The organism is Saccharopolyspora indica (assembly GCF_027853965.1).
Lineage (GTDB): Bacteria > Actinomycetota > Actinomycetes > Mycobacteriales > Pseudonocardiaceae > Saccharopolyspora > Saccharopolyspora indica.
The window spans coordinates 82,742-105,264 of record NZ_JAQGLB010000005.1; the positions used below are offsets into that span (position 1 = coordinate 82,742).

Annotated in this window: 16 protein-coding genes; 7 read left to right on the forward strand and 9 right to left on the reverse strand. The window is 72.1% G+C overall.

Annotated elements, in window-relative coordinates:
- Nucleotides 1-47 precede the first annotated feature (47 nt).
- The 3 genes from OU416_RS13505 (at nt 48) to OU416_RS13515 (ending at nt 5,220) form a co-directional block, all read left to right on the forward strand.
- Nucleotides 48-374, forward strand: a complete 327-nt coding sequence (locus tag OU416_RS13505; RefSeq protein WP_270927260.1) for a hypothetical protein — start codon at nt 48-50, stop codon at nt 372-374.
- Between the two features lie 7 nt (nt 375-381).
- Nucleotides 382-4,611, forward strand: coding sequence for a cation-translocating P-type ATPase (locus tag OU416_RS13510; protein ID WP_270927261.1), 4,230 nt, complete (start codon nt 382-384; stop codon nt 4,609-4,611).
- A 225-nt stretch (nt 4,612-4,836) separates the two neighbouring features.
- Entirely contained in the window at nt 4,837-5,220 is a 384-nt protein-coding gene (locus OU416_RS13515; RefSeq protein WP_270927262.1) for a nuclear transport factor 2 family protein, read from the forward strand.
- Between the two features lies 1 nt (nt 5,221).
- On the opposite strand, the gene OU416_RS13520 is transcribed toward OU416_RS13515, so the two are convergent.
- Nucleotides 5,222-6,154 (reverse strand): EamA family transporter, encoded by a 933-nt coding sequence (locus OU416_RS13520; RefSeq protein WP_270927263.1) that lies wholly within the window; start codon nt 6,152-6,154, stop codon nt 5,222-5,224.
- A gap of 251 nt (nt 6,155-6,405) precedes the next feature.
- Here OU416_RS13520 and acnA point away from each other — a divergent pair, with 251 nt between their 5' ends.
- Nucleotides 6,406-9,222, forward strand: coding sequence for an aconitate hydratase AcnA (gene acnA / locus OU416_RS13525; RefSeq protein ID WP_270927264.1), 2,817 nt, complete (start codon nt 6,406-6,408; stop codon nt 9,220-9,222).
- 150 nt (nt 9,223-9,372) lie between these two features.
- On the opposite strand, the gene OU416_RS13530 is transcribed toward acnA, so the two are convergent.
- Together OU416_RS13530 and OU416_RS13535 are read right to left on the reverse strand one after the other, a co-directional pair.
- Nucleotides 9,373-10,341, reverse strand: coding sequence for a type IV toxin-antitoxin system AbiEi family antitoxin domain-containing protein (locus OU416_RS13530; RefSeq protein ID WP_270927265.1), 969 nt, complete (start codon nt 10,339-10,341; stop codon nt 9,373-9,375).
- Between the two features lie 214 nt (nt 10,342-10,555).
- Nucleotides 10,556-11,767, reverse strand: a complete 1,212-nt coding sequence (locus OU416_RS13535; RefSeq protein ID WP_270927266.1) for a cytochrome P450 — start codon at nt 11,765-11,767, stop codon at nt 10,556-10,558.
- 139 nt (nt 11,768-11,906) lie between these two features.
- On the opposite strand from OU416_RS13535, the gene OU416_RS13540 reads away from it, so the two are divergent.
- The gene (locus OU416_RS13540; protein ID WP_270927267.1) at nt 11,907-15,014 is read left to right on the forward strand and encodes a BTAD domain-containing putative transcriptional regulator; all 3,108 of its coding nucleotides are present in this window, start codon (nt 11,907-11,909) and stop codon (nt 15,012-15,014) included.
- Nucleotides 15,015-15,016: 2 nt separating this feature from the next.
- On the opposite strand, the gene OU416_RS13545 is transcribed toward OU416_RS13540, so the two are convergent.
- Together OU416_RS13545 and OU416_RS13550 are read right to left on the reverse strand one after the other, a co-directional pair.
- Nucleotides 15,017-15,574, reverse strand: a complete 558-nt coding sequence (locus OU416_RS13545) for a class I SAM-dependent methyltransferase (protein WP_270927571.1) — start codon at nt 15,572-15,574, stop codon at nt 15,017-15,019.
- 466 nt (nt 15,575-16,040) lie between these two features.
- On the reverse strand, nt 16,041-16,166 hold the full coding sequence (locus tag OU416_RS13550; protein ID WP_270927268.1) for a hypothetical protein: 126 nt from the start codon (nt 16,164-16,166) through the stop codon (nt 16,041-16,043).
- Nucleotides 16,167-16,466: 300 nt separating this feature from the next.
- On the opposite strand from OU416_RS13550, the gene OU416_RS13555 reads away from it, so the two are divergent.
- Entirely contained in the window at nt 16,467-17,537 is a 1,071-nt protein-coding gene (locus tag OU416_RS13555) for an NAD(P)-binding domain-containing protein (protein WP_270927269.1), read from the forward strand.
- Nucleotides 17,538-17,639: 102 nt separating this feature from the next.
- On the opposite strand, the gene OU416_RS13560 is transcribed toward OU416_RS13555, so the two are convergent.
- The 3 genes from OU416_RS13560 to OU416_RS13570 form a co-directional block, all read right to left on the reverse strand.
- On the reverse strand, nt 17,640-18,440 hold the full coding sequence (locus OU416_RS13560) for an SAM-dependent methyltransferase (protein ID WP_270927270.1): 801 nt from the start codon (nt 18,438-18,440) through the stop codon (nt 17,640-17,642).
- 305 nt (nt 18,441-18,745) lie between these two features.
- Nucleotides 18,746-18,943 (reverse strand): ferredoxin, encoded by a 198-nt coding sequence (locus OU416_RS13565; RefSeq protein WP_270927271.1) that lies wholly within the window; start codon nt 18,941-18,943, stop codon nt 18,746-18,748.
- 11 nt (nt 18,944-18,954) lie between these two features.
- Nucleotides 18,955-20,166: a cytochrome P450 gene (locus OU416_RS13570; protein WP_270927272.1), complete on the reverse strand. Its 1,212-nt coding sequence runs from the start codon at nt 20,164-20,166 to the stop codon at nt 18,955-18,957.
- 142 nt (nt 20,167-20,308) lie between these two features.
- On the opposite strand from OU416_RS13570, the gene OU416_RS13575 reads away from it, so the two are divergent.
- A complete protein-coding gene (locus OU416_RS13575; RefSeq protein ID WP_270927273.1) occupies nt 20,309-20,965 on the forward strand; it encodes a TetR/AcrR family transcriptional regulator in 657 nt (218 codons plus the stop codon).
- Here OU416_RS13575 and OU416_RS13580 read toward each other — a convergent pair.
- A complete protein-coding gene (locus tag OU416_RS13580; protein WP_270927274.1) occupies nt 20,950-22,305 on the reverse strand; it encodes a uracil-xanthine permease family protein in 1,356 nt (451 codons plus the stop codon). The genes OU416_RS13575 and OU416_RS13580 overlap by 16 nt on opposite strands.
- Between the last annotated feature and the right edge of the window lie 218 nt (nt 22,306-22,523).

Here is a 22,523-nt window from a genome sequence, read left to right on the forward strand (position 1 = left end):
GTACTCCGACTGCTACGACATCACGTCCGGTCGAGGGGGTTGTCCAGATGTCCAGCACGACGAGTTCCAGCACCGCGCACCGCACCCGTCGGCAACCCGCGAGCAAGAGCCGCCACCAAGCTCCGGGGATCCCGGTGCCCTACGTGACGGCGGAGCTGCACACCGCCCGGATCCCGCTGCCCGGTGGCGAGAACGTCGCTTCCGCCGTCGACACCGTGCGCCACCAGCTGCCCTCCCGCGACCAGCTGCTGTTCTACGGCGGGCTGACCGCGGCGGCGGCGTTCAGCGTCATCGAATGGCCGGTCGCGGCGGCGATCGGCATCGGCAACGCGCTCGTCCAGCGCAGCGTGCACAAGGAGGCCGGCGAGGACTGAGCACCAGATGCCACTGGGCCGGTTGCTCGCCAAAGCAGCCGAGGTCGCCGCACCCGTGCTGCACGCGGCCCGCACCAGAGCGGCCGCTCCCGCCGGTCGCCGGGTGTGGGCCGGTCGCCGCCGCAGCCACCTGGAGGTCCGCGGCCTGCACGAACCCGGCTCCGAGGCCACCGCGCGCGCAGTCGAAGCCCGGGTCGCGGCCGTCGACGGCGTGCACCGCGCCGAGATCAACGGCGTGCTCGGGCGCGTGGTCGTCGAGCACGATCCGGGCGTGGACATCGCGGCGCTGTCCCGGGTGATCTCCGACGCCGAGGGCGAGCACGGCCTGGACGACGCGGCGATGCCCCCGCGCAGCAGCGCCCACCCGGCCAACGCCGAACCGGTGCTCCGCGATGCGGCGGCGCTGGTCATCAGCCTGGCCGGGCTCGGCTACGCCACCGCGGCCGCGCTGCTGCCGGTGCGGGTGGTGCCGCCGCTGCTGCCCGCCGTGGTGTCGCTGGTCGATTCCGTGCCGTGGATGCGCCGCGAGCTGGAGCGCAAGCTCGGCCGCGCACCGGCGGACAGCCTGCTCGTGCTCGGTGGCGCGGTCTCGCACGGGTTGTCGCGGAGTCCGCTCGGCGTGTTCACGCACCTGTGCGGCCGGTTCTGCGCCTCGCGCGAGATGCTCGCCCGGCAGCAGGCCTGGGCCGAGTGGGAGCGGAGTTCGGTGCACCGCTGCGATCCGGTGGCCGTCGAGCCGCGACCGCAACCGGTTCCGGACGGCCCGGTCGAGCGGGTCGCCGGTGTCTCCGGCACGGCGGCGCTGGCCGCTTGCGGCACCGTGCTCGCCGCCTCGCGCAACCCGCAGCGCGCGCTGGCCATGCTGGTGGCCGGAACGCCGCGACCGGCCAAAGCCGGGCGCGAAGCCTTCGCCGCGCAGCTCACCACCGCGGTCTCGGCGCGCGGCGGGCTCGTCCTGGAACCCGATGCGCTGCGCAGGCTCGACCGCGTCGACACCGTCGTGTTCGACGCCCCGGTGCTGCTGACCGGCCGCCGCGCGGTGGACTCCGTGGTGCCGGTGGATCCGCAGGCCGACGCCGCGGAGCTGTTCGTCCTGGCCAGCCGGCTCGTCGATCCGCGGGACCCGGCGGCGGAGAAGGTCCTCGGCGACTGGTCGACCGGGCCGGGCGGGGTGTTGCGGCACCGCGGCGACGTCGTCGCGCGGGTCGACGTCGTCGACGAGCTCGATCCGCTGGCCGAAGCGCTGGTCGAGGCGGCCCGCGCGAACGGTGCGGCGGTGGTGGCCGGCGACGGGCTGGACCGCAGGCTCCCGCTGGACCGGGTGGTGCCGGGCGGGAACCGGCTGGCTCGCTCGGTGCGGCGCCTGCAGGCCGAGGGCGCGGTGGTCGCCGTGGTCTCCGCCCGCGCGGACGCCGCGCTGGCCGCCGCGGACGTCGGCATCGGACTGTCCACACCGGACCGGACGCCGTGGGGTGCCGATGTCCTGTGCCCGCGGGCCGATGTCGTCCACGTGCTGCTGTCCGCGGCGGAGAACGCGCGCACCGCCAGCCGCAACGCGGTGCTGCTCTCGGTCGGCGGTTCCTGCCTGGGAACGCTCTTCGCCACGTTCGGCCCAGCTCTCGGGGCTCCGGCGCGCGCGTCGATGCCGATGCAGGCGGCGACTCTGACCGCGCTGTTCACCGGCACCTGGGCCGGGGTGCGCGCGGCCGACCGCGCTCCCCCGGTCCCGCAGGAGCGCACGCCTTGGCACGCCATGCCGCCGGACGCAGCACTGTCCACACTGGCCAGTTCGGAGCGGGGGCTGACCGAGTCCATCGCGGCTTCCCGGCGCCAGCACCGCGATCGCGGCCGGGCCCGGCCCGGCATCGCCCGGTCGACCGCGGCGGGCCTGATCACCCCGATCACGCCGGTGCTCGGTGCCGGTGCGGTCGTCTCCGCCGGATTGGGCTCGGTGGTCGACGCGGCGCTGATCGTCGGCGTGCTGCTGGCCAGCGCGCTGGTCGACGGCGTCCAGCGGGTGGCCACCGACCGGGAGCTGACCCGGCTGCTCGACGCCGGGCAGGTGCCCGCGCGGCGCAGGCGCGAAGGCACCGTCGAGCTGGTCCCGGCCGATCAGCTGGTGCCCGGCGACGTCGTCGAGCTGCGCGCCGGCGACGGGGTGCCCGCCGACTGCCGGCTGCTGTCCGCCGACGGCCTGGAGATCGACGAGTCCAGCATGACCGGCGAGTCCCAGCTGGTCGCCAAGGACGTCGCGGCCACCACCGCGGCCGAGGTCGCCGACCGCACCTGCATGGTCTACCGGGGCACCGCCGTCGCGAGCGGGACCGGCACCGCCGTGGTCGTGGCGGTCGGCACGAGCACCGAGCTCGGGCGCACCGCGCGGACCAGCGCGCCGGAGACCGGCAACGGCGTCGAAGCACGGCTGGGCGAGCTCACCAAGAAGCTCCTGCCGGTCTCCATCGGCGCGGGCGGCGTGCTGTTCGCCGCAGATCTGCTGCGCGGCGTGCCGCTGGGCCGCACCGTCGCGCGTTCCGTGGGGCTGGCCGTGGCCGCCGTCCCCGAAGGCGTTCCGTTCGTCGCCACGCTCGCCGAGCTCGCCGCCGCCCGCCGCCTGGCCGGGCGCGGTGTGCTCGTGCGCAGCCCCGCCACGATCGAGGCGCTGGGCCGGGTCGATGCGCTGTGCTTCGACAAGACCGGCACCCTCACCCAGGGCCGGATCGCGCTCGGCCAGGTCTCCGACGGCCGCACCGCTCAGCCCACCTCGCACCTCGACGAGCGGCACCGGGAGGTCGTGGCCGCGGGCGTGCGGGCCACGCCCCGGCAGAGCGACGAGCACCCGCTCCCCCACCTGACCGACCGGGCCGTGCTCGACGGCGCCCGCGCCGCAGGTGTCACGGCGGAGGAGACCGTGCTGGCGGAGCTGCCTTTCGAGCCGTCGCGAGGCTTCCACGCGGTGCGCGTCGACGGCCTGCTCTCGGTCAAGGGCGCCCCGGAAGTCGTGCTCGACCGGTGCACCCGCTGGCGGCACAGCGAGGCGTTCGACGCCGCAGCCCGGGCAGCGGTCGAGCGCGAGATCGAGCGGCTGGCCACGGCCGGCTACCGGCTGCTCGCGGTCGCCGAGCGGGCCGCCACCGCCGCCACCGGGCTCACCGAGTCCGATGTGGACGACCTGGAGTTCATCGGCCTGCTGGGGCTGGCCGACCCGGTGCACCCGGCCGCCGCCGAAGCGGTCGCGCAGCTGAGCAGCGCGGGCGTGGACGTGATCATGATCACCGGCGATCACCCCAGCACCGCCGAGGCCATCGCCGCCGAACTCGGCGTGCTCGGCGGCAAGCGGGTGCTCACCGGCGCCGAGCTGGACCGGCTCGACGACGAGCAGCTGACCGGCGAGCTGCCGGGGATCGCGGTGTTCGCCAGGGTCAGCCCGGCGCAGAAGGCCCGCATCGTGAGCCGGTTGCGGGCCGGCGGCCGGGTGGTGGCGATGACCGGCGACGGCGCCAACGACGTCCCGGCGATCAACCTGGCGCAGGTGGGCATCGCGTTCGGATCCCGGGCCACCCCGGCCGCGCGCGAGGCCGCCGACCTGGTCGTCGCCGAGGACCGCATCGAGACGCTGACCGACGGCATCGTGGAGGGCCGCGGGATGTGGACGTCGGTGCGCGACGCGCTGGCGATCCTGCTGGGCGGCAACCTCGGCGAGATCGGCTACGCGCTGGGCACCGGGCTGCTCAGCCCCGCGGCCGGGCTCAACGCCCGCCAGCTGCTGGTGGTCAACCTGCTCACCGACGTCCTGCCCGCCATCGCGATCGCGGTCCGCCCGCCGCCGCACGCCACCCCGGAGAAGCTGCTGGCCGAAGGCCCCGAGGCCTCGCTCGGCTCGGCGTTGGCGCACGACGTCTACGCCCGCGCCGCGGCCACGGCCGGTGCGGCCGGGCTCGCGTGGCTGCTCGCCCGGCCGATGTCCACGGCCGCGCAAGCGCGCACCACCGGCCTGGTCGCGCTGGTCTCCGCGCAGCTGGCGCAGACCCTGGCGGTGCGGGGTCGCACGCCGCTGGTCCTCGCCGCGGGAGCGGGTTCGCTGGTGCTGCTCGTCGCCGTCGTGCAGCTGCCCGGCATCAGCCGGTTCTTCGGCAGCAGCCCGCTGCTCCCGCACCAGTGGGCCATCGCGGCAGGCACGTCGATCGCCGCGGCACTGGCGGTGCTGATGTGGCAGAAGTGGCCGCGAAACAGCACCTGACCTGCACTGTTTCCAGTCGGTTCACCGATCCGACACCTCCGGCTGCACCCCGGCTAACCCGGTCGGCGCACAGTCGGGCCGTACCGTCGCAGAGCACCCGGAGAGCCCGATGCAGTTCCTGACCTCGATCCTGACCGCCGCTGCCGTCGCCCTGGTGGAGACCCTGGTGATCCACCTCGTCCGCAAGACCCTCCGCGCGGCCTGATCCCGGCCTACCATCCGGGGATGAGCGAACCGGCCGGAACCGCAGCCCAGCTCGTCTCGGTCGCCGACCAGTGGGCGAGGGCGATCGCCACCAACGACCTCGCCCGGATCGCCGAGCACATGGCCGACGAGTGGACGATCGTCTCCGAATCGGGGATCTCGGCGAAGGAGCGGTTCCTCTCGCTCATCGCCTCCGGCGAGCTGACCCACTCGGCGATGCAGCGCGTCGGCGAGCCGCGGATCACGATCTGCGGCGACGTGGCGATCTACGTGGCGCGGGTGACCAACACCGCGCACTACCGGGGTCAGCGCTTCGACGCCGACGAGTGGACGACGGACGTCTTCGCCTGGCGGGACGGCCGCTGGCGCTGCGTGCACAGCCACATCACGCCGGTCGCGACCTGACCTACACCCCGGCCAGCTCCGAGGCCTGCGTCTTCGCCGGAGCCGAGCGCTGGGCGACGTAGGCACCGGCGAGGATCAGCGCGCCACCGAGCAGCTGGACCGGGCCCAGCGCCTCCGACAGCAGCGCCCAGGCGAGCACGGTGGCCACCACCGGCTCCAGGAACGCGACCGCGCCCGCCACCTGCGGCGACAACCGGCGAACCGCGACGATGCCGGTCAAGTACGCCAGCACCGTGCTGAACACGACGATCCAGGCCACCGCCACCAGCGCCGGGAACTGCTGACCGGCCAGCTGGACGTCGCCGAGCAGCAGCGCCCAGTCCATGTCCCACGGCTGCGCGATCAGGGTCACCACCACCGCGCCGAGCAGCAGCCCGAACCCGGCGAGGGCGAACGGGTCGACCTCGGGCCCGCTGTCGGACAGCAGGAAGTAGGCGGCCTGGCAGCCCGCGGCGCCCAGCGCCAGCAGCAGGCCGACCGGGTCGAAGCTCAGCCCGGCCCACAGCTCCACCACGCAGGCCAGGCCGACCATCGCGATCGCCACCCCGATCGCCGCCGACCGGCTCACCGGGCTCCGCCGCACGAACCGGATCCAGCCCAGCACCAGCACCGGCCCGAGGAACTCGATCAGCAGCGCCACCCCGACCGGCACGCTGGCGATCGAGGCGAAGTAGAAGACCTGCACCCCGGCGATGGCGAACAGCCCGTAGCCGATGAGCAGCTTGGGCACCCGCCGCACGGCCGCGGCGTGCCGGAGGGCGAAGGGCAGCATCAGCAGCGCGCCACCGGCCAATCGCAGCCACGCCACCTGCAGCGGGCTGAACCCGGCGGTGATCAGCGGTTTGGCGAACGGCCCCGATCCGCCGAAGCAGAACGCGGAGGCGATCGCGATCGCCACCCCGGCGGACTTGGCACTGCTGGACAGGTTGCGCACGCGCCCATCGAAGCACGCGCCCCCGACCACCTGGAACCCGATTCCGGTACCGCCGTCCCAATGCTTGGGAACCCCCGGAAAAACGGCGGTTTTGCACGGAGTGGTACATGTGATCGAGAGTTTGCCAACCCTTAGTTGAGGGCCCTTACAGGACAAGCGTACTGTTTACATCGAAGAGAGCGGGTCCTCGCGCATGCTCGGCCGACGTGCGCGAGACTCGCAATCGTTCCCGAACTTGCGCCCGTCGCGAGATGGAGTTGAACGTGACTGCACCTGCGAGCAAGGACAGCTTCGGCGCCCGCGGCACGCTGAACGTCGGTGACGCCTCTTACGAGGTGTTCCGGCTCAGCGCCGTCGACGGGGCCCAGCGGCTGCCCTACAGCCTCAAGATCCTCCTGGAAAACCTGCTGCGAACCGAGGACGGCGCGAACATCACCGCCGACCACGTGCGCGCGCTGGCCAGCTGGGACGCCAAGGCCGAGCCGTCCACCGAGATCCAGTTCACCCCGGCCCGGGTGATCATGCAGGACTTCACCGGTGTGCCGTGCGTGGTCGACCTCGCCACCATGCGCGAGGCCGTCGCCGACCTGGGCGGCGACACCTCCAAGGTCAACCCGCTGGCCCCGGCAGAACTGGTCATCGACCACTCGGTGATCATCGACGTGTTCGGCAAGCCGGACGCCTTCGAGCGCAACGTCGAATTCGAGTACGGCCGCAACAAGGAGCGCTACCAGTTCCTGCGCTGGGGCCAGGGCGCCTTCGACGAGTTCAAGGTCGTCCCGCCGGGCACCGGCATCGTGCACCAGGTCAACATCGAGCACCTGGCCCGCACCGTGATGTCCCGCAACGGCCAGGCCTACCCGGACAGCTGCGTCGGCACCGACTCGCACACCACCATGGTCAACGGCCTGGGCGTGCTGGGCTGGGGCGTCGGCGGCATCGAGGCCGAGGCCGCGATGCTCGGCCAGCCGGTGTCGATGCTGATCCCGCGCGTGGTCGGCTTCAAGCTGACCGGCGAGATCCCGGCGGGCGCCACCGCCACCGACGTGGTGCTGACGATCACCGAGATGCTGCGCAAGCACGGCGTCGTCGGCAAGTTCGTCGAGTTCTACGGCTCCGGCGTGGCCTCGGTGCCGCTGGCCAACCGCGCCACCATCGGCAACATGAGCCCGGAGTTCGGCTCCACCGCGGCGATCTTCCCGATCGACGAGGAGACCGTCCGCTACCTCAAGCTCACCGGTCGCCCGGCCGAGCAGGTCGCGCTGGTCGAGTCCTACGCCAAGGAGCAGGGCCTCTGGCACGACCCGAGCCACGAGCCCGAGTACTCCGAGTACCTCGAACTCGACCTGTCCACCGTGGTCCCGTCCATCGCAGGCCCGAAGCGCCCGCAGGACCGGATCGTGGTCTCCGAGGCCAAGCAGTCGTTCCGCAAGACGCTGACCGACTACGCCAAGGTCGAGACCGCCGACGACAGCGCCATCGACGAGGCGGGCAAGGAGTCCTTCCCGGCCAGCGACGCCCCGGCGGTGACCCACCACGAGTCCGCGCCGCAGGTCGTCTCGGCGGCCAACGGCTCGGGCGGCCGGATCTCCAAGCCGGTCACGGTGTCCTCCGAGGAGCTCGGCGAGTTCGAGCTCGACCACGGCGCCGTGGTGATCGCCTCGATCACCTCCTGCACCAACACCTCCAACCCGTCGGTGATGCTGGGCGCGGCCCTGCTGGCCCGCAACGCGGTGGACAAGGGCCTGACCCGCAAGCCGTGGGTGAAGACCTCGATGGCCCCCGGCTCGCAGGTCGTCACCGACTACTACGAGAAGGCCGGGCTCTGGCCGTACCTGGAGAAGCTGGGCTTCCACCTGGTCGGCTACGGCTGCACCACCTGCATCGGCAACTCCGGCCCGCTGCCGGAGGAGATCTCCGCCGCGGTGCAGGACAACGACCTGTCGGTCGTCTCGGTGCTGTCGGGCAACCGGAACTTCGAGGGCCGGATCAACCCCGACGTCAAGATGAACTACCTGGCCTCGCCGCCGCTGGTCATCGCCTACGCGCTCGCGGGCTCGATGGACTTCGACTTCGAGAACGACCCGCTGGGCACCGACACCGAGGGCAAGCCGGTCTACCTGCGCGACATCTGGCCGTCGCCGCAGGAGGTCCAGGACACCATCGACTCGGCGATCACCAACGAGATGTTCACCAAGTCCTACGAGGACGTCTTCAAGGGTGACGAGCGCTGGCGGTCGCTGCCCACCCCGGAGGGCCAGACCTTCGACTGGGACGCGCAGTCCACCTACGTGCGCAAGCCCCCGTACTTCGAGGGCATGGCCATGGAGCCCGCGCCGGTCACCGACATCTCCGGTGCCCGCGTGCTCGCGCTGCTCGGCGACTCGGTCACCACCGACCACATCTCGCCGGCCGGTGCGATCAAGCCGGACTCGCCCGCGGGCCAGTACCTCACCGAGCACGGCATCGACCGCAAGGACTTCAACTCCTACGGTTCCCGCCGCGGCAACCACGAGGTGATGATCCGGGGCACCTTCGCCAACATCCGGCTGCGCAACCTGCTGCTGGACGACGTGCAGGGCGGCTACACTCGGGACTTCACCCAGGAAGGCGCCCCGCAGGCGTTCATCTACGACGCCGCGCAGAACTACGCCGCGCAGGACACCCCGCTGGTGGTGCTCGGCGGCAAGGAGTACGGCTCCGGTTCCTCGCGCGACTGGGCGGCCAAGGGCACCCGGCTGCTCGGCGTCCGCGCCGTCATCACCGAGTCCTTCGAGCGCATCCACCGCTCGAACCTGATCGGCATGGGCGTCATCCCGCTGCAGTTCCCGGAGGGCGAGTCGGCCAAGTCGCTGGGCCTGGACGGCACCGAGACCTTCGACTTCGAGGGCATCACCAAGCTCAACGAGGGCGAGACCCCGGCCACGGTCAAGGTCACCGCGACCAAGACCGACGGTTCCAAGGTCGAGTTCGACGCGAAGGTCCGCATCGACACCCCCGGTGAGGCGGACTACTACCGCAACGGCGGCATCCTGCAGTACGTCCTGCGCAAGATGATCCGCTCCTGATCCCAGCCGACCCGGCGGGCAGCAACTGAACGGGCCCGGTGCGCCACAAGCGCACCGGGCCCGTTCTGCTCGTGGTCGGGCGGGGCGGGAAGGGTGCGGTTGGGAGGGGGGTCCGTGAGCGGTTTGGGGCGTCATAGCACCCCAAACCACTCACGGCCCCACGCATCTCCGGCATCTCCTCGTCGGCCCGCGCCACCCCTCCCTGCGCAGCACCGCAACGACTTCGCGGGCCACCGAGCACGGATTGCGCTCGACGTCCCGCCAGCCGTACACCAACCGCGCCATGCCGCTGAGCTCAGCGGCGTTGTCCCGCCTGCGGTCGCGGAACGCCGTCTCGGCGTCGCTGTGGTAGGCGCGGCCGTCGAGCCGGACGATCAGCCGAACCCCGATGCCCTCATAGCTGCAGTCCTCCAGGAGCTTCCGGCCGAACGCCGAACGGGGAACCTGGCGCTGCGCCCGAGGAATGCCGTGCGCCTGCTCGACATCCAGGAAGTACCGAGCCTCCAGCATCGACGTGAGACCCTCACCGAGCAGCCGGACCGCACGGTCGAGCGCAGTCCGGTAGCGGTAGGCCGGTCTCGCCACCAGCCGGGCACCGATGTCGTCGACCGCCACCCGGTTCGCGGCGGCCACGGTCAGCAGCGTCCGCTCGGCCGCTTTCTCGTCCGCTTCGGCGACAGCCATGTCGATCACCGTGTCCGCGCGCGATGTCCGCGGTGGATCGTGCGCTACGACGATGTGCTGGAAGGCACGGCTGCGGTGGATCACCACGCCTTCCTGCGCCATGGCGGAAGTCCCGTAGGGAACCGTGACGTGAATCGGCCCGTCGTCCTTCGGCAGCCAGCCCCACTCCTGCGCGGCGGTCTGGTGGCTGAGCACCGCAGGCGGATCGGCGTACAACAGCGCGGCGCTGATCCGGGCCGGCCGCGGGAGCGGACCGCTGAACAACGCGATCACTCCACGATGGACCCGCTGCCAGCGGTTCGCCCTGACGTTGGCGCGCACCGCGTCATGACTGATCCCGAACTTCCGCAGCTGCCTGCGGGTGAAGACGGCGTGCTGGCTGCGGTTGAGCAGCTCCCACTCCGCCAGGTCTGACTCTCGGATAACAAGGGGCACGCAATGTAGAGGCGAGAACCGGCCGCCCAGATACACCCGCGAACGTCCTGACGTCCGAAAGCACCCGAAGGTGCGTACAGATCGCTCCCGCGCCAATCGTTGGGCGCTGCGGTCGGGTGGGTGGGTCCGTGAGCGGTTTGGGGCGTCATAGCACCCCAAACCACTCACGGACCCACCCCCCAACCGCAGGCCGGCAGCCTTGGCGATCCGCTCGCTACCAGGTGACCGGGAGTTCGTGGACGCCGTAGATGTTCATGTCGGTGCGGAGCTTCACCTCGGCTGCCGGGATGGCCAGGGCGAGGTCCGGGAAGCGGCGGAGCAGGCCGCCGAAGGCTGCTCGCATCTCGATGCGGGCCAGCTGCTGGCCCAGGCACTGGTGGATGCCGTGGCCGAAGGCCAGGTGGCCGCGGGCGTTGCGGTGCACGTCCAGGGAGTCGGCTTCGGCGAAGCGCCGCGGGTCGTGGTTGGCGGCCAGCAGGGACAGCACGACGGTCGATCCCTCGTTGATCGTCACGCCGCCGATCTCGACGTCCTCGGCGGCGTAGCGGTAGAAGACGTCGCCGACGGACAGGTAGCGCAGGAGTTCCTCGACCGCACCGGGCAGCAGTTCCGGGTCGGCGCGCAGTTCGGCGAGCTGCGCGGGGTTCTCCAGCAGCGCGAAGGTGCCCAGTCCCAGCATGTTCGCGGTGGTCTCGTGACCGGCGAGCAGCAGCAGGAACGCCACCCCGGTCAGCTCCTCCACCGCGAGGTCCTCGTGGCGGGCCAGGTCGGACAGGATGTCCTCCCCCGGCTCGGCGCGCTTGCTCGTCACCAGTTCGGCGAGGTAGGTGTTCAGCGCGACGTAGGCGCCCATCTTCTGCTCGACCGGCTGCTCCTTGACCATGAACTGGGCGTAGTGGGACTGGAAGACGTCCCGGTCGGCGTAGGGCACGCCGAGCATCTCGCAGATCACCAGCGACGGCACCGGCAGCGCGAACTCCGCGACGAGGTCCGCGGGCTGGGGCAGGCCCGCCAGGTGGTCCAGCTGCCGCTCGACGATCTCGGCGATGTGCGCTTCGAGCGACTTCATCCGCTTGACGGTGAAGGCACCGGTGAGTCTGCGCCGCAGCCGGGTGTGGTCCGGCGGGTCCATCGCGACGAACATGCCCGGGATCTGCGGCGCCGGTTCGGTGGCGGCCGGCATGTCCGGCGGCGTGTCGAGCGCGTGGACGACGCCGAGGTCCAGGCGGGAGCTGAGCCGGGTGTCGGCCATCGCCTGGCGGACCTCGTCGTAGCCGGTGATCAGCCAGCCCTCGTGGCCGTCCGGGAAGATCAGCGGGCTGACCGGCCGGGCCTGGCGCAGCCGGGAGACCTGGCTGGACGGGTCGAAGGGGCCCGCATCGCGCTCCGGGGAAAGGCCGTGCGGGACGGGAACCGTGTCGGTCATCGTGCTTCCTCTCGTGGCGGCAACTGCGACCACCGTCCCCGGTCGGCCTGACGTGCGGCTGACACGGCGCTGACACCGCCTCCGGCGGGTGTGCCCGACCGCCGGACTCCCGCCGGTCGGGCGTGGCAAAATCAGCCGGGTGAAGATCGGGATGCTCGGGCCGTTCGAGGTTCGCACGGATGACGACTTCCCGATCGACGTGCCGGGCGCCCGGCTGCGCGGGCTGCTGGTCGCGCTCGCGCTCGCGCCGGGGCAGGTGGTCCCGAAAACGGCGCTCGTCGACTGGATCTGGGGCGAGCAGCCGCCCACCGGTGCCGCGAACGCCTTGCAGCGCCTGATCTCCCGGCTCCGGAAGTCGCTGCCCGCCGAGGCGGTCGAAGGGCACCCCAGCGGCTACCGGCTGGCGGTGGAACCCGACGCCGTCGATGCCGTGCGCTTCGAACGGCTCCTCGGCCGGGCCCGCGACGCCGGTGATCCGCAACTGCTGGGCGAGGCTCTGGCGCTGTGGCGCGGGACGGCCATGCAGGACGTCGAACTGCCGGACAGCGGGGCGTTCGACGCCGAGATCACCCGGCTGGAGACGCTGCGCCTGGCTGCCCTGGAAGACCGGTTCGACGCGGAGATCGACCTCGGGCGCGGTGCTGATCTGGTCGCGGAGCTGACCGGTCTGGTGGCCGCGCACCCGCTGCGGGAGCGGCTGGCCGCAGCGTTGATGCGCGCTCTCGTCGCGACCGGCCGCGACACCGAAGCGCTGCTCGTCTACGAGAACACGCGCAACGCCCTGGCCGACGCGCTGGGCGCCGACCCGTCACCGGAGCTGTCGGCGTTGCACGTCGCACTGCTGCGGGGCGAGCGGGAGGCGGGCCGCAAGACCAACCTGCGCGCCGAGCTGACCAGCTACGTCGGCAAGGACGCGGATGTCGCCGCGGTGGGCGAGCTCGTCACCGGGCACCGGCTGACCACGCTGATCGGACCGGGCGGCTCCGGAAAGACCCGGCTGGCCACCGAAACCGCTCGCACGCTGCTCGGCGGCCTGCCGGACGGGGCCTGGCTGGTCGAGCTGGCGGGCGACGACGGCGACGTGGCGAACTCGGCGCTCGCGGTGCTCGGGCAGCGGGATGCGCTGCTCGGCGAGGCGCCGGACGCGCAACCGGCGGACCGGCTCATCGCCGCGGTGCGCGAGCGGGAGATGCTGCTCGTGCTGGACAACTGCGAGCACGTGATCGACTCGGCGGCGAACTTCGCCCACCGGGTGCTCGGGGAGTGCCCGCGGCTGCGGATCCTCGCGACGAGCCGGGAACCGCTCGGCATCACCGGTGAGGCGTTGTGGCCGGTCGCGCCGCTGACCCTGCCCGATGCCGACGCCGACCCCGGCCGGATCGAATCCTCCCCGGCCGTCCGGCTGCTGCGGGACCGGGCCGCCGCGGTGCGCAAGGATCTCGCCGGTGATGCCGACGCGCTGGCGACCATGGCGCGCATCTGCCGGGCGCTGGACGGCATGCCGCTGGCGATCGAGCTCGCCGCGGCCAGGTTGCGCACCATGTCGCTCGACCAGCTCGCCGACCGGCTCGACGACCGGTTCCGCCTGCTGACCGGTGGCAGCCGCACCGCGCTGCCGAGGCACCGGACGCTGCGCGCGGTGATCGACTGGAGCTGGGAACTGCTCACCGACGCCGAACGGATCGTGCTGCGCAGGCTCTCGGCGTTCTCCGGCGGTGCGAGCCTGGAGGCGGCCGAGCAGGTCTGCGCGGGCGGAGCGGTCGAGCCGGATCACGTGCTCGAGCTGCTGACCGCGCTGACCGAGAAGTCGCTGGTGCTCGCCGAAGGCGACCGCTACCGGATGCTCGGCACGATCCAGGAGTACGCCGCGCTGCGGCTCTCGGAGGCCGGGGAATCGGATTCCGTGCGCCGTGCGCATCTGACGTGCTTCACCGAGCTCGCCGAAGTCGCGGATCCGCACCTCCGCCGCGCCGAGCAGCTCGAATGGCTCGCCGCGCTGGGCGTCGAGCACGCCAACATCGCCGCCGCGATGCGCGGAGCGCTCGCGGCCGACGATGCGGAGGGCGCGATGCGGCTCGCCGCCGCGGCGGGCTGGTACTGGTGGCTCGGCGGGCACAAGGCCGAAGGCAGCGAGCTGATCCTGGCCGCTGCCGCCGTGCCCGGCGACGTGCCCGCCGAGATCAGGGCCGTGGTGTACGCGTTCATCGTCAACTTCGTGTCCACCGGGGCGCTGAGCGATCAGCAGCAGGCGGCGTCGTGGATCATCAAGGCCCACGAGGTGGGCCGGGGCGTTCGCAGCGGCCACCCCGCGCTGCGGTTCGTGGCCCCGCTGGAACGCATGCTGCAGGCGCCGGAGGAGGCGATGCTCGCGTTCGAGCCGCTGCTCGTCGACGACGATCCGTGGGTCCGCGCCCTCGCCCGGCTGCACCTCGGCAAGACGCGGATCGTGCTCGGCCACCCCGGCTGGGAGGCCGACGTCCACCTGGAGGAAGCGCTCACCGAGTTCCGCGCGGTCGGCGAGCGGTGGGGGCTCTCGTTCGCGCTGAGCGAGCTGGCGAGCCGGACCGCGGTGCGCGGCGAGTTCACCAGCGCGTGCGAGTTCTACGAGCAGGCGATCGGCGTGGTCACCGAGTTCGGGGCCGACGACGACGTGGTGCGGATGCGGTCGCAGCAGGCCCGGCTGCACTGGCTGTCGGGCGATGCGGATGCCAGCGCGGCCGCCATGGCCGATGCGCACCGGGCCGCCGATCGAGCCGCCTGGCCTCCGGTGCTGGCCGAGCTGGCGTTGGCGGAGGCGGGGCTCGCGCGCTTGCGCGGTGACGACGAGCAAGCGCGCAGGCAGCTCGACGTCGCGACGGCGTTGCTGGGCGATGGGGCGGAACGGGCCAACGTCCGCGCGGAGGTGCACGACCTGCTCGGCTACCTCGCGGCGGACCTCGACGAGGCCCACCGCCACCGCGGCTCGGCGTTGCACGCGGCGTCCGAAGCGGGCTACGCGCCCTTGATCGCCCAGGTGCTCGTCGGGATCGCGGATCTGGCGCTGCGCAGCCAACAGCACGAACAGGCGGCTCAGCTGCTCGCGGCCAGCTCAGCGGTGCGCGGACTGCCGGACCTCTCCTTGCCGGATGCCGACCGGATCGAGCAGGCCGCGCGGCGCAGCCTCGGCGACGCGCGGTTCGGCGAAGCCGTGCGGGTGGGCTCGCAGGCGAGCTGGCACGAGCTGGCCTCGGCCGCCCTCGCCCGCTGAGCTCAGTCCTGGCGCGGGCGGCGGCAGACGTAGATGCGGGCCGGGGGCACGTTGCGCCACACCGTGCGGGAGGTCAGGACCTCGTCGAAGCTCAGGTCCAGGCGGCGGCGGAACTGGCGGGCGCCGGACATGCCCAGCGCGTGCACGTAGGCGAAGGTCGTGAAGGCGCCGCCCGGCGCGAGCACCGAACCGACCTGGTGCAGGATGTCGCGCTGCAGCTGACCCGGGAAGATCGACCACGGCAGGCCGCTGACCACCGCGTCCACCTTGTCGACACCGATCTCGGCGAGCAGTTCGCCGAGCCGGGCCGCGTCGCCCTGGACGACCTCCAGCCACGGCAGCTCGGTGCGCAGGTACTCGACCATGCCGCCGTCCAGCTCGATGGCCACCTGGCGGCCGCCCGATGGCAGCCGGTCGGCGATCGCGCCGCTGAGCGCTCCGGTGCCCGGCCCGAGCTCCACCACCACCGGCGTGCCCGAGGACGGCACCACCGACGCCATCTCGCGGGCCAGGCTCGGCGAGCTGGGGGCGACCGCGCCGACCAGGTTGGGCTTGCGCACCGCGCGCTCGATGAAGGCGCGGTAGTTGGCCAACGTCGATCCGGTGCCGGGCAGTGCGGCAGCGCCCCGCTGCCGACCTCGGACCTGTTCGGCTGGAGTCACGGAAGCCCTTCCCGGTTGGTGGTGCGGCCTGGCTCGCCCACCCTATCGGGCATCCGGGTGAAGCCGACGACCATGTGCGGCATCACATGCCGATCACCGCGGGACCTTTCCGGCCGCGTTGGGCGCAGCGGTGCGGGCAATGGAATCCCGCCCGCGATAACGGACCGCGACCGGACCATTACCGGACGAATTGATCTCGCTCCGGGAAACGCGGAATCGGGCCGTGTCGAATAGCGCGATAAATCCGCGGGAATTGTGTAACGAAAACCGGCCCGCCGACGATGCGCGGGCAATCGCCGACCGCGGGCGGAGAAGGGTTACGGGCCCGAGCGGAACCGACCGCCGAGCCCGCGCGCGCGTCCGCTCAGGCGATGCGCTCGGCCACCGGGCCGACCGGCTCGATCGCCTGGTCAGGGGTGCCCGGCTGCGACTTGTTCACCCACTTGACCATCGCTCCCGCCACCGCCAGCAGAACAACCGCCTCAGCCACCAGGGCCACCCACACCGTTGCCACTTCTTGCCTCCCTTCTGCGAACCTCCCCGACTTCCGCACGCGCGCGCAAGAGCGCCCGACCGCAACAGCGGGCAGGACGAACGGAAGAAGGTTTGGGGAACCGTGCTTGCACCAACAATCGTAGGGGTTGCATTCCACCGGAATAAAGGGACCCCGGGGTGTCTTCCGTCTCCCCCTCTCGGCCTATCGGGCAGCCGCGTTTCGCATTGCCGAGGCGGTGGCGCAGACCACTCCCGGAGGCGGGAAGATTCCGGCCTGCGGGCTGTTCTGCTGGATGTGCAGCTCATCGACGCAGTGGTGATCGGAGCCGGGCAGGCCGGGCTGACGGCCTCCTACCACCTGCAGCGGACCGGGGTCGACCACGTCGTGTTGGATCGCGGGACGGGGCCGGGTGGCGCGTGGCGCGACCGCTGGCCGTCGCTGCGCCTCGGTGGCGTGCACGGCATCCACTCCCTGCCGGGCAGCGAGCTCTCGGAGACCGACGGCGCGCGCCCGGCCGCCGAGGTCGTCGCGGAGTACTTCGGGCGCTACGAGCGCGAGCTCGCGCTGCCCGTGCTGCGGCCGGTCAAGGTCGCGGCGGTGCGCGATGGCGGCGAGCGGCTGCTGGTGGAGAGCTCGGCGGGAACCTGGGCGGCGCGCGCGGTGATCAACGCGACCGGCACCTGGGAGAACCCGTTCTGGCCGCACTACCCCGGTCAGCAGGAGTTCACCGGCCGCCAGCTGCACACCGCCGGCTACCGCGGCCCGGAGGAGTTCCGCGGGCAGCACGTCGTCGTGGTCGGCGGCGGCATCTCCGCGGTGGAGCACCTGCTGGAGATCTCCGAGGTCGCCGGGACGACGTGGGTGACGCGGCGCCCGCCGCACTTCACCGACGCGACGTTCACCCCGGAGGACGGTCGGGCCGCCGTCGCCGAGGTCGAGCGCCGGGTGCGGGCCGGCCTGCCGCCCGGGAGCGTGGTCAGCGCGACCGGGCTGCCCAACAGCCCCGCGGTGATCGCGGCGCGGGAGCGCGGTGTGCTCGACCGGCTGCCGATGTTCCAGCGGATCACCGCCGACGGCGTCGCCTGGGCCGACGGCACCGCGCAGCGCGCGGACGTGATCCTGTGGGCCACCGGGTTCCGGCCGGCCATCGCGCACCTCGCGCCGCTGAACCTGCGCGCGCCGGGCGGCGGCATCCAGCTCGACGGCACCCGCGCGGTCGCCGAACCGCGGCTGCACCTGGTCGGGTACGGGCCGTCGGCGAGCACCATCGGCGCCAACCGCGCGGGGCGGGCCGCGGCCAGCGCGGTGCGAGCGGAGATCAAGAGTTCCTTAAGCCACCCTGTCCAGGGACCAAATCCCCTGTGAAGCGCGGGCCCGGACCAGCAGGCTGCGCAGTGGCGACTCAACCACGCCGAAGCGGCGCCATCTCCAGGAGAGGGGGAGGTGGCGCCGCTTCTGTCGTACGGGTCAGGGCTTGCGGCCGACTCCGCCGGGGCCGGTGACGAGCAGTTCACCCGCCCGCTTCTCCCCCGGATCGGGCCGCCACTCGAGCAGGTCCACCACGCCGGGTTCGACCAGTTCCAGGTCGCCGAACATCGCCGACACCGCTGCGTGCGAGCGCAGGAAGAACCCGCCGATGCGGTCGTTGTACAGCGAGGAGGCCTGCGCGCGGGAATCCGCGCCGTCGCTGCCCGCGTGCGAGATCGCCACGTAGCTGCCGGAGCTCAAGGCCTCGGCGTAGCGCGCCACGATGCCCGCCGGGTCGTCGGAGTCGGGCACGAAGTGCAGGACGGCGAAGAACAGCACCGCGACCGGCTGGTCGAAGTCCAGCACCGAGCGGACCTGCTCGTCGGCGAGCACCTCCTCGACGTCCCGGAAGTCGGCGCGGATCGCCACCGCGCCGCCGTTGCCGCGCAGGATCGCCCGGCTGTGCTCCACCGCGACCAGGTCCCGGTCCACGTAGACGACCCGGCAGCGCGGGTCGAGCCGCTGCGCGATCTCGTGCACGTTGCCGACGGTCGGGATTCCCGAGCCCAGGTCGAGGAACTGGCGCACGCCGAGCTCGGCGAGGTGCTGCACCGCCCGGCGCAGGAAGGAGCGGTTGGCCCGCAGCACCGCGGGCAGCGTCGGCATCATCGCCGCGGCCTGCTCGGCGAGTTCCCGGTCCACCTGGAAGTTGTGCGAGCCGCCCAGGTGCACGTCGTAGACACGGGCGGAACTGGGCTGACGAATGTCCACGCCCTGCGCCCACGACGACTGCGTGTCCACTTCGCACCTCCGTTCGTGGCGATTGCCTCCACCACACCGGATGAACGCCGGGATAGCAAGACCTCGGAGCCTGTCGGTGGCTGGCCTGCGTGGCGGTGCGGGTAGCGGAACCTGAGTGCTTCCCTGGACTGCGGGTGCCCCTCCTGATGTATGACCAATACACGGCGGAGGGGCCGTCCTCGCCAGGAAAACACTCAGAACCCGCGGCGGTGCAAGCTGCGTGCGTACTCAAAGCGGCTTCGCCGCTTGCACAAGCGCGGACGGCTCCGCCGACAGACTCTAAATCGATCACCGCCCGTGCCCCTTCACTGCTCCACCAGGGCGAGAGCCTGCGACGGGCACACCGTCACCGCCTCGCGCACCTCCGCCGCACCGGCTTCGTCCACTTCGGCCTGGAGCACCAGAACCCTGCCGTCCTCGTCGTTCTGGTCGAACCGCGCCGGCGCGGTCAGCACGCACTGCCCGGCTCCGACGCAGCGGTCCAGATCCGCTTCGATCCGCACGTCCGCTCCCCTCACCAGGTCACCGGCAGCTCGTAGAGGCCGAAGACGTTCGCCTCGGACTTCACCGGCACCTCCGCCGCCGGGACGGCCAGTCGCAGCTCCGGCACCCGCCGGAAGAGCGTGTCGAAGACGATCTGCAGCTCCATCCGCGCCAGGTTCTGCCCGAGGCACTGGTGCGGGCCGAACCCGAACGCCACGTGGTGGCGGGCCTTGCGGCCGATGTCGAGCTCGTCGGGCCGTTCGAAGGCGGCCGGGTCCCGGTTGGCGGCCGAGGCCAGTGCCATCACGCCCTCCCCCGCCCGGACCAGCACGCCGCCGATCTCCACGTCCTCCACCGCGACCCGCGAGGTCGCACCTTCGACGATGCTGAAGTAGCGCAGCAGCTCTTCGACGGCGGGCAGCGTCTTGCCCGGATCCGCGACGATCTCGGCCCGCGCCCCGGGGTTCTCCAGCAGGGCGAGGACGCTCAGCGAGATCATGTTCGCGGTCGTCTCGTGCCCGGCGATCAGCAGCAGGAACGCCGCGCTGACCAGGGCGAGGTGGTCGATCTCGCCCGCATCCCGCTGCTTGCGGGCCTGCCTGCCGAGCAGGTCGTCGGGCAGATCGCGCTCCTTGGCCGCCACCAGCTCGTCCAGGTAGGACCGCAGCTCCCGGGCCGCCCGGAGGCGCTCGTCGAACGGCGTGGATCGGTGCACCAGCCGGGAACTGCGCTGCTGGAAGAAGTCGTGGTCGGCGTAGGGCACGCCGAGCAGTTCGCAGATCACCAGCGACGGCACCGGCAACGACAGCGCCGCCACCAGCTCGGCAGGACGCGGACCGGCGAGCATCTCGTCGATGCGGTCGTCCACGATCTGCTGGATCCGCGGCCGCAGCGCCTCGATGCGCCGAACCGTGAACTCGCCCAGCACCGCGCGGCGGGCCTCGGTGTGCTGCGGCGGATCCATGCCGATCATCGACGGCGGCAGGTCCTGGAAGATGTTGCCCTGGTCGGCCGTGAAGCGCGGGAATCCCGGGTTGCGGCGGTCGGAGCTCAGCCGCGTGTCGCCGAGCACCTGGCGCACCAGGTCGTGCCTCGTGACCAGCCAGGCGGTGTTGCCGCCCAGCATCGAGACCTTCGTGATGGGTTCTTCCGCCCGCAGCCGGGCGTACTCCGGGTCGACGGAGTGCGGGCAGGTGCGGGGCTTCGGGAAAGCGGTTGTCGGGCTGGCAGCCGGTTCGGCCATCGTGACCCCCTGATCACCGAGCGAACAAATGGAAGGTTCTCCTCCAGTTATAGCCAAGCGGAAGGAAATCGTCCAGATAGTTTCTTCGGTTGACCATGCGACAATCCGCCCACCCGTTGGGCAGGAAGCACGAGCGAGGACCATGAGCAGCGACAACACCCCGCCTCTGCGGGCCGACGCACGCCGCAACCGCGACCGCATCATCAGCGCCGCGCGCACCACGTTCGCCGAGCACGGCACCGAGGTGCCGATGGAGGAGATCGCCCGGGCGGCCGGCGTCGGCACCGGCACGCTCTACCGGCGCTTCCCGGACCGCGACTCGCTGATCCGGGCGGTCGGCCAGGACGTCTTCAGCCGGGTGCTCGACGAAGCCCGCGCGATCGCCGAGCGGGAGGCAGACCCGTGGCGTGCGCTGACGGAATTCCTGTTCACCGCCACGGACATACACGTCGTGCTGCGGCTGACGATGCACTCGGAGCGCGCCAGGGAGCTGCTGGCGACCGACCCCGCGCTGGCCCGGATCCGCAGCGAGATGCTGACCATCATCGACTCGATGGTGCGCGCGGCGCAGGAAACCGGCGCGCTGCGCCCGGACATCGGCAGCGGCGACATCGCCCTGCTCCTGTCGATGGTGCTGCACGGCTCGCGCAGCGCCCCCGCCGCCGTCCGCCACGACGCCCCGGCGCGCTACCTGACCCTGGTGCTCGACGGGCTCCAAGCCCGTCCCGGCACCGCGCTGCCGGGACGGCCGGTGTCCGGTGAAGATCTCTCGATAGGGCGGCCCTACACCGCGGAGTGATCGCGCTGGCCCGGCACCAGCAGGCGCAGCAGGTGGTAGCCGAGCAGCGTCACCAGGGTGCCCAGCGCGATGCCGTTGAGGCTGAACTGCGGGGTGATCTCCAGCGACACTCCCCCGATGCCCATCACCAGACCGGCGGCCAGCGGCAGCAGGTTGACCGGGTTGCCGAAGTCCACCTTGTTCTCCACCCAGATCTTCGCGCCCAGCAGCCCGATCATGCCGTAGAGCACGACCGTGATGCCGCCGAGCACGCCACCCGGGGTCGCCGCGATCACCGCGCCGAACTTGGGGCACAGCCCGAACAGGATCGCCACCACCGCCGCCACCCAGTAGGCCGCGGTGGAGTAGACGCGGGTGGCCGCCATGACACCGATGTTCTCCGCGTAGGTGGTGGTCGGCGGGCCGCCGACGGCGGTGGACAGGGTGCTGGCGAAGCCGTCGGCGAAGATCGCCCGGCCCATGCTGCCGTCCAGCTTCGCCCCGGTCATCTCCTCGACGGCCTTGACGTGCCCGGCGTTCTCCGCGATCAGCGCGATCACCACGGGCAGCACGACGATGACGGCCGCGAAGTCGAAGCTCGGCGCGTGCAGCGTCGGCAGCCCGAACCAGGGCGCGTCGGCCACGGCGCTGAGGTCCAGGCGCGGGTGCGTGCCGACCTCACCGCTGGCGTCGGGCGCGGTGATCGGCCCGAAGCCCAGGTCGAACAGCCAGGACAGGGCGTAGCCGACGACCAGCCCGATGAACACCGCGATGCGCGACCAGAACCCGCGCAGCAGCGCGCTGCACCCGAGCACCACCAGCATGGTGATCAGCGCGATCCACTGGTCCTGCGGCCAGTAGGTGGAGGCGACCACCGGGGCGAGGTTGAAGCCGATCAGCATCACCACGGCGCCGGAGACGGCGGGCGGCAGCAGCCGGTGCACCACCTGCGCGCCGACGAAGTGGATCACCAGGCCGACGACCGAGAGCACCAGGGCGCACACCAGCAGCGCGCCGGTGACCGCCGAGCTGTCCCCGCCGCCGGCGCGGATCACCGCCACCACGCCCACGAAGGAGGCGCTGCTGCCCAGGTAGCTGGGGATCTTGCCCTGCACGATCAGCAGGAACAGGATCGTGGCCACCCCGGAGACCATGATGGCCAGGTTCGGGTCCAGGCCCATCAGCACCGGGAACACGAACGTCGCGCCGAACATCGCGACCACGTGCTGGGCACCGAGCCCGACGGTGCGCCCCCAGGACAACCGCTCGTCCGGGGCCACCGCCTCACCGGGGCGTGGCGTGCTGCCGTCTCCGTGCAGCCGCCAGCCGATGCCGAGCTTGGCGCCGAGTCCCTGCCGCATGGCGTGCCTTCCTGCTCCACCCGCCGCGCGGGCCAGTGATGTCGCGCGGAACTCTACAAACCTCGCCCGGTGTGACCGGCGCCGCAACGGCGTTGTCACCGGGAGTCGATCACCGGTGGCCGACAGCAGCGGTACCGGACGGTTCGCAGTCGTTCCCGTGCGTCAGCACGAGAGGTCGCGGCTCGGGCCCCCGTGGTCTGTCCGGTGCCGGGGTGTGG